The sequence below is a fragment of the Collinsella aerofaciens genome (assembly GCF_041537385.1).
Taxonomy (GTDB): Bacteria; Actinomycetota; Coriobacteriia; order Coriobacteriales; family Coriobacteriaceae; genus Collinsella; species Collinsella aerofaciens_BV.
Genome location: NZ_JBGORS010000001.1, coordinates 455,282 through 467,539, shown reverse-complemented (window position 1 = coordinate 467,539; position 12,258 = coordinate 455,282). Strand labels below are relative to the sequence as shown.

Sequence of the window (12,258 nt, the reverse complement as noted above, 5' to 3'; positions counted from 1 at the left end):
ATGGTGGCGAAGAAGTCGAAGGGCTGGCGTAGCGGCAAGCGAGAGGGCCGCTCGCGCATGGTTCAGATGACGCGTCATCTTGTGGTGAGCGAGGGCAAGGAGACCGAGCCTCGCTACTTTGAGGGTGTGCGTGCGGCGCTGGGCGCGGCGAACGAGCGTAAGGTTGCCATTGTCGTTAAGGGGACCGGCAAACACACGCTTGACCTACTTGACTTCGCCGTCGAACACTGCCGCTATGCGCCCGAGACATTCGACCATGTGTGGCTCGTGTATGACAAGGATGACTTTCCTGCGTCCGACTTTGACGCGATGGAGCGCAAATGCGACGAGCTCTCCGATGGTTCGAGGACCTTCCATGCGTTGTGGTCGAACCCCTGCTTCGAGCTGTGGCCGCTTCTGCACTTTCGCTACACGACCGCGCATATGTCCGCTTCCGACTGCCAGCATGCCCTCGCGCAGGAGATGTCGAGAGACCTGGGCATCGAGTACCGCAAGAACTTGGACGGGCTGTTCGAGGTGGTGGACGGCAAACGAGGCGAGGCTTTGCAGCGTGTTGGGCGCCTCGTCACATACCATAGGGGACTGGGTAACGTTAAGCCATCCGCGCAAAACCCTGCAACTAAGGTGGGCGAAATTTTCGATGTAATCGGGCCGTATCTGGTTGGCTAGTCGAGTCTGTGGATTGGCTTTCCGTTTAGGGCGATTGACGGATTGTACTGCGCTATTGCAAGTCCGGTGCGTAAGAGAAGTGTGGGGAAAAATCTAAACTCGTCGAGCACACCCCGTTTTCGGCAACAAAACCGCAGGTCGCGGATGCCCAAAACAGGGGCCTAGTCGACAGATCTCGGTTTTTCACCGCACTTCCGGAATCGCTCGACGGAAGTATGCGGCAAATTTCGGAACCCTCGAGCACATCGCCCTTTTCATGTAAAGAAACCGCAGGTAAAAACGTTGTCACTATCTAGTGTGGTCGGCATGTCAAGAATTTGCCGCATACTTCCGGATTGGGCGCGCATTTAGCACCCTCGATGTCCCCATATCTTCTAAAAAAGTTCTTAAAACAGCCTTAAAGGCGTTCCAACTCGCGTTGACAGCGTAAAATACGCATGTTTGACTATGACTAAAGTGGATTTTAGGGGAGGGGTGCGCCATGGAGGTGCTGGTTGTTGGCAACACCGCATATGTTGACGATGACTTTTGCGCCAAGGCATTCCCCGGGGACCACGTTAAGGTCGTAGCCGCGCAGGAAGCGCGCCGCGACGAGTCGTCGCTCCATGCCTCGTGGAAAGAGCTCCTCCAGCACTTGGATCAGGCCTACGAGTTCGATCGCGTGGTCTACCTGTCTAATTACCTTACCCCGCATACCGATACCGTGGGCGAAATCGAGCTGCTGCGCTCGGTCTTTCGTACGTGCGCGGGTCGCCGGGTCCAACTACTGTATGTAGCGGGGCCCGCGGGTGCCGAGGGTGCCGCCGATGCCGCGGGGCGAACGGGCAAGGGCATTATCGCGCACGCAGCCAACGACCTGTGCCGCTACTACGCTGCTCGCGAGGGCGTTCAGACCAAGATCCTGCGCGTGCCGTTCCTGTATACCGCGTCTGCCGCGCTGGAGGACCCGTTTTTGGTGCCGCTGTTCGACGCATGCTCAACCGGATCGGCCGCTCTGCAGGGCGCGCAGGATGCGGCGTTTCCCCTGCTGTGTGCCGAGGAGCTTTCGGTGCTGGTACGCCGTATCTTCGACAGCTGGAATGGTAACTTTGAGACGCTCGACGTAGCCGATACCTTCCATCACACGGTGGGTGAGTTGGGTGACGCCCTCAAGGCACTGTTCCCAGGGCTCTCAGTTGCCTATGGCGATTCTGCCGGCTACGCCCTGCCCGCCAGCGACGTCGCTCGCGTGCGCTATGGCTGGTTTCAGCGCTACGACTTGCTGCGCGACCTCTCGACCATTCAAGCGCGTTGGGATGCTGGTCGCTTAAAGAAGGTCAACCCCTTGCGCGCCGCCATCGACCGCATTCAAATGCGCACGCTGCCTATTAAATGCTTGGAGACGGGCGTTGCCTGGGTTCTGTTCGAGGTACTGGAGCGCTTGTTCTCCCAATCGACCCAGCTCAACGTGCTCGATTATCGCCTGCTCTACGTGGTGCTCATCGGCACGCTGTATGGCTTGGACTTTGGCCTGGTTGCGGCGCTGCTGGCGTCGGTGGGTTTGGCTGCGAGCTACTTTACTCTGTACGGCTATACCTTCCAGGGCCTGTTCTACGAGCCGTCCAACTGGCTGCCGTTTATGTGTACTTTTGTTGTGGGTGCCGTGTGCGGCTATGTGCAGCTGCGCAACAGCGAAGCCATTAGGGCGGAGCGCGATCAAAACGAGCTCGTGCGCAACCGCAATACGTTCCTTACGCAGCTCTACCACGACGCGATCGAGGACAAGCGCGCGTACAGGCGCCAGATCGTGGGTCGCCACGACAGCTTTGGCAAGATCTTTGCCGTGACGCAGGAGCTCGACGTGTTCAACCCACGAGACATCTATCGCAAGTGCTGCGAGCTTCTGGGCGAGATCCTCGAGAACGATTCGGTGGCGATCTACCATGTTTCGGGCGGGGCATTTGCACGCCTGGTGGCAGCAAGTCCCGCGATTGCCGAAGATGCCGCACGCTCGCTCACGCTTGAGCAGCTTGCACCTCTTTTGGGCGACGGGGGTCGTTCGAATCTGTGGGTGAACCGCGAGCTGACGCCGGGGCTTCCCATGTTTGGATACACGATCGAGCGCGACGGGGCACCCGCCGTGTTGATCTTTGTACGTCGCGCGGCCGAAAACCAAATGACCCTCTATTATCAAAACTTGTTCCGCATCTTGTGCGGCCTGGTCGAAAGCGCGCTGGGCCGTGCCTTTGACTATGAGGCGGTGGCACAGGATAAGCGTTGCGTTGACGGTACTTGCGTGCTCAAGCAGGCTGCCTTTGGCCAAGAGCTCGCGGCCGAGCAGGCGCTGGCAGATGGCAAGATGGGCAGCTTTTTGCTCCTGCGCGTGGTACCGGGCATGGAGCCTGTCGACGAGCTGGTGGGCGCAATTGGGTCGGCAATCCGCGAGAGCGATGCGGCGGGCCTGGTCGATGGTGACATGCTCTACCTGCTTATGCGCCAGGCAAGGGCGTGCGATCTGCCCATTATCCGCGAGCGCCTGAGCGCAAAGCAGATTGCGGTGGAGCCCGTCGACGGCGAGGACATCGTGGCGCTGCTGCAGCACATCGCTTACACCGGTGACGGTGAGGGGGGTGCCGCTTGATCTCGCTTGTCGTTGCCGCCGTCTTGTTGCTGATTCATGCTCTGGTTTGTCTGATGCTGTGGACGCTCATGAAGTTGGGCCTGCTGCCGGTGCGCGGGCATATGCTGGCTGTGATAGTGCTGGTGCCGCTGTGGGGCCCGTTGCTGGTGGTTCTGCTATCGGTCCGCGGCGCGGTGTTTGGCGAGGGGCTGAAAGAGTCTGCGCTGGAGTCGCTGCGCTTCAACGACGACCTGCATCGCAGCATCCTAGTGCACGAACGTGATGCCGATGCAGGCGTAGTGCCGCTCGAGGAGGCGCTCATCGTCAACGACCCGGCAGAACGGCGCCGCCTAATGCTCTCCATGCTCACCGAGGAGCCCGACGCGTACCTGGCGAACCTGCAGGCGGCTAAGCTTAACGACGACGTTGAGGTGGCTCACTATGCCGCGACGGCGGTGGCGCAGATCTCCAAGGAGTCCGACCTTAAACTGCAGCAGCTGGAGCGTGCCTTTAAGACGGACCCGAGCGTGCAAAACCTCAACGAATACTGCGATTTTCTTGGTGAATACTTGGGCTCGGGCCTGGCCGAGGGGCGCGTGGCTCAGATTCAGCGCCAACAGTACGCGCGCCTGCTTGCGCGTCGCTGCGAGCGCGAGGACACCCTTGAGCTGCGCATTCGATACGCGACGGCGCTGGCCGATGCCGGACAGATCGACGAGGCGCAGGCCGTGACCGACCAGCTGGTGCTCGACGTGCCCGAGGAGCAGGAGGTTTGGATGCTTTGCCTGCGCCTGGCGGTGATGCGCCGCGACGGTGACGAGGTCCACCGCGTGATCGATGCGATTGACAAACAGCATGTATACTTGAGCGCCGCCAACCGCGAGGAACTGGCGTTTTGGCGCAACGGAGAGGAGGCCCGATGAGCGTGGTACAGCATATCCGCGACCGTGCGGGCCATTTTCGCTGGATGGGGCTGCTTGTGGTGTGGGCGGTCTTTATTGCCATGGCGGCCGTGCTGCTGGTGGAGCGCGCCGGCGTACAGTACAGTGCGGGCCAGCATAAGCTGGGGATGATTGCCGCCAACGATGCGCTGCCGGCTTCCTCGGCAATATTTGGCCAAAAGCCCACGTGCCTGGTCATTACCGATTCCGATCAAGCTGGCGTCGAGGACGTAAAGGAGCAGTTCGACCAGATTCTGCTCGACATGAAGATCGCGCACCGCGACGTGGACCTTGCCCTGGACGGCGCGGATGCCATTCCCTCGCTGACCTCCTACGATCGCGTGATTTTGCTCATGCCGTCGCTCGATGGGCTCGGTACGCACCTGAGCGACATTATGAGTTGGGTGAGTGCCGGCGGTTCGCTTATGCTCGCCATGCCTCCGGATAACTCGGGCTATCTGCAAGTGATTGCTCCCAAGCTTGGCATTGAATCTGCCGGATATGACTATGTAAAAGCCGAAAGCATTGTGCCGAGCGAGGACTTTATGCTGGGCGGGGGAGAGCGCTACGAGCTCTCGGACCCCTTTGATTCGTCGCTTTCGGTTTCGCTGCGCGAGACAGCTCGTGTGTGGGCTAAGACCGGCGATGCGGGCGCCCCGCTCATTTGGTCGAATGACTGCGGTAGCGGTCGCACCGTGGTGTGCAATATCGGTATCTATGACAAGGTCATGCGCGGTTTTTATGCCGCGGCGATCAGCCTGCTGGGCGATGCCACGGCCTACCCCGTCATCAACAGCGCCGTCTTCTATCTGGACGACTTTCCCAGCCCCGTGCCCTCGGGCGACGGCACCTACATCAAGCGCGACTACGGGCTTTCCATCGCCGACTTTTATGCCAAGGTCTGGTGGCCCGATCTGCAAAAGCTCGCGCAAAAATATGGCGTTCGCTTTACTGGCGTGATGATCGAAAATTACGAGGACGCGGTCAACCAGACCGAGCCCGCGCGCCAGGCCGATACCACGCAGTTCCGCTACTTTGGCGGCATGCTGCTGCAGATGGGCGGAGAGCTGGGCTTTCACGGCTACAACCATCAGCCGCTGGCGCTCTGGGACACCGACTATGGCACGTTGTACGACTACAAGACGTGGAAGAACAAGGAGACGCTCGTCGCGTCTCTCAACGAGCTTATCGCCTTTCAGGACGAGGTGCTGCCCAATGCGCACGGCTCGGTCTATGTGCCACCGTCGAATATCCTTTCGGCCCGTGCGCGCAAGCTTATCGGCACCGACGTTCCGCGCATTAAGACCATCGCCAGTACGTATTTTGAGGATGGCACCGACCTGCCGTACGTGCAGGAGTTTGGCGTGGCGAGCGATGGCATTGTGGAGCAGCCGCGCATTGTCTCGGGCGGCATGGTCGACGATTCCTACATGCGCCTGGCTGCCGTGTCCGAGCTCAACATGCACTACGTGAGCACGCACTTTATGCATCCGGACGACCTGCTGGATCCCGATCGCGGCGCCAAGGAGGGCTGGGAGGTCTACAAGGGCGGCCTGACTGACTACCTGGACTGGCTTTCCAAGTCTGCGCCCGACCTGCGGCGCCAGACCGGCTCGGAATGCTCGGGCGCCATCCAGCGTTTTTCGTCCGTGACGGTGAGCGTGGATACAGACGCGAATGCCTGGACGCTCAGCCTGGGCAATTTCCACGACGAGGCGTGGCTCATGTTCCGCGCCAACAACGGCGAGCCGGGTGCAGTCACGGGTGGCGAGATTACGCATCTGACGGGCGATTTGTACCTGGTTAAAGCCACGGACAAGACGGTGACCATTGCACGCAAGGAGGGTGGCGATAAATGAGAATCTGCTTGGTACTCGAGGGCTGCTACCCCTATGTGCACGGCGGCGTGTCCACCTGGATGCACGGCTACATACAGGCCATGCCCGAGCACGAGTTTGTGCTGTGGGTGATTGGCGCGCATGCTGCCGACCGCGGCAAGTTTGTCTACGAGCTGCCCGGCAACGTGGTCGAGGTGCACGAGGTATTTCTGGACGATGCCCTGCGGCTTTCGGGCGAGCAAGAAGAGGCCGACTTTAACGCCCGCGAGCGCGAGGCGCTGCGTCGCCTGGTGTCGCTCTCCAATCCGGACTGGGACGTGTTGTTCGATATCTTCCAGCGCCGTCGCGTGCATCCGCTCTCGTTTTTGCAGAGCCGCACGTTTATGGATATCTTTCGCGACGTGTGCCTGGCCGAGTACCCCTACACGCCTTTTGCCGACGCATTCCACACTATGCGCTCCATGTTGCTGCCCGTGCTCTACCTTCTGGGCAGCGAGGTGCCGGTGGCCGATGTGTACCACGCCATCTCGACCGGCTACGGCGGCCTGCTCGCCTGCCTGGGCTCAAGCGTTCACCAGGCTCCGGTGCTGCTGACCGAGCACGGCATTTATACCCGCGAGCGCGAGGAAGAGATCATTCGCGCCGACTGGGTCGTGCCGTCGTTTAAGGACCGCTGGATTCGCTTTTTCTACCTGCTTTCGGAGGAGATCTACCGCCGCGCCTTCCGCGTGACGAGCTTGTTTCATAACGCCCGCAAGACGCAGATCGATATGGGCTGCGATGCGGACAAATGCCTGGTCATCCCCAACGGCATTCAGTTCGACCGCTTTAAGGACATTCCCTTAAAGCCCGATGACGGCTGGGTGGACATTGGCGCGGTGGTGCGTCTGGCGCCCATCAAGGACGTCAAGACCATGATCTATGCCTTCTTTGAACTGCACGAGCGCCTGCCTAAGGTGCGCCTGCATATTATGGGCGGCGTGGACGATGAGGAGTACGGCGCCGAGTGTCATGCGCTGGTGGAGACATTGGGCGTGCGTGACTTGATCTTTACCGGCCGCGTCAACGTGGTCGAGTACATGGAAAAGCTCGACTTTACCATTCTGACGAGCATCTCCGAGGGCCAGCCGCTCAGCGTGCTGGAGTCGCTTGCAGCGCGCCGTCCCTGCGTGACGACCGAGGTGGGCTGCTGCCGCGAGCTGCTCGAAGGCGCTCCGGGCGATGACTTTGGCGTGGCAGGTTTTGTGACGCCGCCCATGTATCGCAAGGGCTTGGCCGATGCCATGGAGCGCATGTGCACAAGCCGCGCCCGCCGCATTGAGATGGGGGAGCGCGGCCAGCGTCGCGTCGCCACGTACTTTTTGCACGAGCAGATGCTCGCCAACTATCGCGCGCTGTACGACGAGACAGCGCGTGCGTTTGACCTGCCCAGAGAGGGGGAGTAGCCGGTGGCCGGAATCGGTTTTGAGCTCAAACGCCTGTTTAGGCGCAAGGGTCTGTTTGCCACGATGCGCGCCTATGGCTACGCCGGCATTGTGTGCACGGGCCCCATGCTGCTTGGCGTGCTGCTCCAGGTGGGTATTTTGGTGCTGTGCGGTCTGTGGGGTGTGGGCCGCGCCAACCAAGATCTGCTGGTGTGCATGGTGACCTATACGCTGCTGGCATCGCTCACGCTCACAAGCTTTTTCTCCATGCCGGTCACGCGCTTTTTGGCCGACATGCTCTTTGCCGAGCGCGAGGATGAGATCCTGCCTTCGTTTTGGGGATCTAATGCCATCATGCTCGTTGCGGGCACGGTGCTCTACGGCGTCTTTTTGCTGTTCTCGGGCGCTACGCTGCTGCAGGGGCTGCTGTGCCTGTGGCTGTTCAACATTATGATCGTCAACTGGAATGGCATGAGCTACCTCACGGCCATCAAAGATTACCGCGGTATCCTGTGCAGCTTTGCGGCTGCCATTGGTGTGGCATGCCTGTGCGCCCTGGCCGCGCTGGAACTGGGGCTGCCGCCGGTCGAGGGCCTGTTGGCGTCAATCGCCCTAGGTTACGGCGTCATGCTCGCCTGGGACGTGGTGCTGCTATACCGGTATTTTCCTCAGAGCGATCGCAGCCCCTGGCTCTTTTTGCAGTGGCTCGATCAGTTTATGCCGCTTGCGCTCACGGGCCTGTTAACCAATCTGGGACTCTTTGCGCACCTGGTGATCATTTGGGCCGGTCCCATTGGCGTGCAGGTCAAGGGCTTGTTTTATGGTGCGCCCTACTACGATGTGCCGGCGCTCATCGCGTTTTTGACCATCCTGGTCACGACCGTCAACTTTGTGGTCTCGGTCGAGGTCAACTTCTATCCGCGCTACCGCGACTACTACAGCCTGTTCAACGACGGCGGCGTGGTAGGCGACATTGTGGTGGCCGAGGAGGAGATGCTCTCCACGCTCAACAGCGAACTGCGCTTTTGCGCGCTCAAGCAGCTGTTTGTGACCGCTGCGGTCATTTCTCTCGAGACCACGGTGCTCTCGGCTCTGCCGCTGGGCTTTAACAACCTTATGCACGGGTATTTTCGCACGCTATGCGTGGGTTATGGCCTGTATGCCGTGGGCAATACGGTGATGCTCATCTTGCTGTACTTTACCGACTATAAGGGGGCCGTGCTGGCCTCGGGGTTGTTTGCCGGTGTGGCCGGGCTGGCGACTGCCGTGTCGTTGCTTTTGCCGCAGCAGTTTTACGGCTTTGGTTTTTTGTTGGGTGCGGCGGTGTTTTTTATCGTGGCGCTGCTGCGGCTCGATACCTATACCGCCAACTTGCCGTATCGTATCCTGAGCCAGCAGCCCATTGTGGCGACCGACAAGACGGGCTGGTTTACACAGCTGGGCCGCTTGCTCGACCGTGCCGAGCAGCGCTATGTGGAAGGTCGCCATAAGGGTGAGCTACATGGCGCGTTTGAGCGCGCAGTAGCTCACGTGTATCGCAAGCATTGGGGAGGTTCTGATGACCGATAGGATGATGTCTCGCCGTCGCCTGTTTGAGGCGGCTGCCGGTGCGCTGTTGCTTTCGGGTTGCTCGGTGCAGGAAGACTCCTCGACCAAAAAGGTCAAAAAGCAGGACAAGATTAAAAAGGCTGAGGCCTCGAATGAGGTCAAGCATCTGCGCGACAAGGACGAGCTCTACGATGTCTACGACGACTCGGACATTGTGACCATGTACCTGACGGTTTCGCGCGGTAACAGGTCCGAGAACACCGACCACAGCTGGGCCGAGATCAACACGTACTCGGTGTATGACTATGCCGACATGGGCGTGACGCGCTATCAGGTTATGGGCCTGCTGCAGGCGGGCGACGAAGACGGTCCGGTGGCCGGCGAGGTTGGCTATGGCGAGGAAGCGCCCAATGCTACCGTGCAGGTGCGCGGTCAGACATCGAGCATGAACTCGCAAAAGAATTACAAGGTGGAGCTCAAAAAGGGCAAGGGTACCTGGCGCCATCAGCGTGCGATTGCGCTTAACAAGCACATGGGCGAGGGTATGCGTTTTCGCAACAAGATGGCCTATGACCTCATCCGTGGGATTCCCCAGATGATGGGCTTGCGCACGCAGTTTGTGCATCTGTGGGTGTGCGACCAAACCGAAAAGTCCAACGATACCTTTGAGGACTACGGCCTGTTTACGCAGGTGGAGCAGCTCAACAAGACGGCGCTTAAGGCACATGGCCTGGATAAGAGCGGGCACCTGTATAAGGTGAACAGCTTTGATTTCCATCGCTACGAGGACACCATTAAGCTTGCCGATGACCCCGACTATAACCAGACGGCGTTTGAGGGCATGCTCGAGATTAAGGGCGACTCGGACCATACCAAGTTAATCGAGATGCTCGATGCGCTCAACGACGATACGCAAAAGATCGACGATGTGCTCGACACCTACTTTGATACCGAGAATTTGGTCTATTGGCTGGCGTTTCAGATCCTGACGGGCAACTGCGATACGCAGAACCGTAACTGCTATCTGTACAGCCCTCTCAACTCCGATACGTGGTACATCCTCGATTGGGACAACGACGGTATGCTGCGTAAGCTGGAGCTTTCTCTTGCCGGGTTCTCGGACTATGCGAGCTGGGAGCGCGGCGTAAGCAACTACTGGGGCAACGTGCTATTCAATCGTGCACTGCGTAGCAAATCGTTCCGCAGCGAGCTCGACCGCGCCGTAAAGGACCTGCGCTCGTATATGACCGAGGCACGTCTTGCCAAGATGATCAAACATTATCGCGAGGTTACCGAATCGCTGGTCTTTGCTTTGCCCGATATCGACAACCTGCCTGTCACCAAGGACGAATACGAACAGATTGCCGCGGCGATTCCCTCCGAGATCGAGGAGAACTACAAGAGCTTTCGCGAGAGTTATAAAAAGCCCATGCCGTTCTACATTGGCGTGCCGCAGATCGATAACGGGAAGCTGCGCATTAACTGGGATGCGTCCTACGACTTTAAGGCGCGTGACATTCGCTATACCGTGGAGCTGGCGCGCGACTATGCCATAAGCGACGTGCTTTTTAAGGCCGAGGACGTGCTACTTCCCGAGGTGACCTGTGATGCGCCCGATGCCGGCCAGTATTTTGTGCGCGTGCGCGCCACCAGCTCCGACGGCTATACGCAAGATGCGTTTGACTACTATGTGACCGACGACGGCAAGCACTACGGCATGAAGTGTTTTTACGTGCAAGACGGCGGTAAGGTCGTGGAGGATACGTATGAGGAGGGCTAGCGCGCTGCTTGAGCGCTTGGCGGCCCCGCCCGAGTGCAGCACACAGGAGCGCTATCGCCACGAACTCAAATATCTCATCAACGAGGGTGAGCACGCTGCGCTTGCCTGTCGCATGTTGCCGGTGTTTAAGCTGGACAAGCATGCGCGCTCGGGCGGTTACACCATTCGCAGCCTGTACTTCGATGACTATTACAACTCGGCGTACGAGGAAAAAGATGCCGGCATTCTCATGCGAAAAAAGTATCGCGTGCGCATCTATAACGGCAGCGATAAGGTGATTAAGCTCGAGCGTAAAAAGAAGTACGGCAGCTGGATCTACAAGGAGGACGCGCCGCTTACGCGCGACGAGTTTGAGCGCATCTTGGCCGGCGAGTACGACTTTTTGCTGAGGAGCCCCTATCCGCTCTGTCGCGAGTTCTACATCGAGTGCATCTGCAACATGATGCGCCCGCGGACCATCGTGGACTACGAGCGCGAGCCGTGGGTGATGGACGAGGGTACCGTGCGCATTACGTTTGACATGAACGTGCGTGCCGCGGTGGGAAGCTTCGATATCTTTGACGCGACGCTGCCCGTGCTGCCGGTCCTGGAGCCCGGCAAGCTGGTGATGGAGGTCAAGTTTACGGAGTTTTGCCCGCAGCTGGTGCGCGATTTGGTGCCTCCGGGCGCGGCTGAGCTCACGGCGGTCTCCAAGTACTGCCTGTGTTACGAAAAGACCGCCTACCTGCGCGGTTTTAACTACTGGGAATCGGATTTTGAGAACCGAGGGGATATTTAGACCATGAGCACCAGGGACTTTTTTAAGAACTCCGTTTTGGAGGCGTTTGGTCAGGTCGACCCTGCCAAGATCGGCCTGTCGCTGCTCGTGGCGCTCGCCATGGGCATCCTGATCTATTACGTGTACAAGCGCTTTTTTACCGGCGTGGTGTATTCGCGTAGCTTTGCGGTGACGCTTGTGGGCATGTGCGTGCTTACCTGCATGGTCACGCTCGCGATCTCGACCAACGTGGTCATCTCGCTCGGTATGGTCGGTGCCCTGTCCATCGTGCGTTACCGTACGGCGGTCAAGGACCCGCTCGACCTTCTGTATCTGTTTTGGGCCATTACCACGGGCATTACGGCGGGCGCCGGCATGTATGCGCTCGTGGGGCTCACGGCGGTGGTCATCGTGGTGATGATCGCCGGCTTTGCGAGTCACCAGGACAAGGCGCGCGTGTACATGATGGTCATCCACTATTCGGGTCAGACCACCGGCGATGATATCGTGCGTGCGTTTGGGCGCACCAAGTTCACCGTCAAATCCAAGACGATGCGCGGTGACAAGGTCGAAATGGCCGTCGAGGTGTTCTCGGACGGTGTGGATATGCCCTATGCCGACGCCATCCGCGCGCTCGATGGCGTGGAGGACCTGACGCTCATTCAGTACAACGGCGAATATCACGGCTAGTTTGGTTCAGTT

At 59.3% G+C, this 12,258-nt stretch carries 9 protein-coding genes; all 9 read left to right on the top strand.

Annotated features, from left to right (window positions below; genetic code table 11):
• Positions 1–669, top strand: a complete 669-nt coding sequence (locus ACEG18_RS02130; protein ID WP_372541072.1) for an RloB family protein — start codon at positions 1–3, stop codon at positions 667–669.
• A gap of 481 nt (positions 670–1,150) precedes the next feature.
• A complete protein-coding gene (locus ACEG18_RS02125; RefSeq protein WP_372541071.1) occupies positions 1,151–3,289 on the top strand; it encodes a hypothetical protein in 2,139 nt (712 codons plus the stop codon).
• Positions 3,286–4,191 carry a tetratricopeptide repeat protein gene (locus ACEG18_RS02120; protein ID WP_372541070.1) on the top strand — a complete coding sequence of 302 codons (906 nt, stop codon included), beginning with the start codon at positions 3,286–3,288 and terminating at the stop codon, positions 4,189–4,191. Before ACEG18_RS02125 ends, ACEG18_RS02120 begins: the two co-directional genes overlap by 4 nt.
• Entirely contained in the window at positions 4,188–6,068 is a 1,881-nt protein-coding gene (locus tag ACEG18_RS02115; protein WP_372541069.1) for a DUF2194 domain-containing protein, read from the top strand. Before ACEG18_RS02120 ends, ACEG18_RS02115 begins: the two co-directional genes overlap by 4 nt.
• Positions 6,065–7,492, top strand: coding sequence for a GT4 family glycosyltransferase PelF (gene pelF / locus ACEG18_RS02110; protein ID WP_349077067.1), 1,428 nt, complete (start codon positions 6,065–6,067; stop codon positions 7,490–7,492). Before ACEG18_RS02115 ends, pelF begins: the two co-directional genes overlap by 4 nt.
• Before the next feature lie 3 nt (positions 7,493–7,495).
• Positions 7,496–9,040 carry an exopolysaccharide Pel transporter PelG gene (gene pelG, locus ACEG18_RS02105; protein WP_372541068.1) on the top strand — a complete coding sequence of 515 codons (1,545 nt, stop codon included), beginning with the start codon at positions 7,496–7,498 and terminating at the stop codon, positions 9,038–9,040.
• Positions 9,030–10,799 (top strand): CotH kinase family protein, encoded by a 1,770-nt coding sequence (locus ACEG18_RS02100; RefSeq protein WP_372541067.1) that lies wholly within the window; start codon positions 9,030–9,032, stop codon positions 10,797–10,799. Before pelG ends, ACEG18_RS02100 begins: the two co-directional genes overlap by 11 nt.
• Entirely contained in the window at positions 10,786–11,577 is a 792-nt protein-coding gene (locus ACEG18_RS02095) for a polyphosphate polymerase domain-containing protein (protein WP_372541066.1), read from the top strand. The genes ACEG18_RS02100 and ACEG18_RS02095 overlap by 14 nt, the downstream gene beginning before the upstream one ends.
• 3 nt (positions 11,578–11,580) lie before the next feature.
• The gene (locus ACEG18_RS02090; RefSeq protein ID WP_372541065.1) at positions 11,581–12,246 is read left to right on the top strand and encodes a DUF4956 domain-containing protein; all 666 of its coding nucleotides are present in this window, start codon (positions 11,581–11,583) and stop codon (positions 12,244–12,246) included.
• Positions 12,247–12,258: the final 12 nt, after the last annotated feature.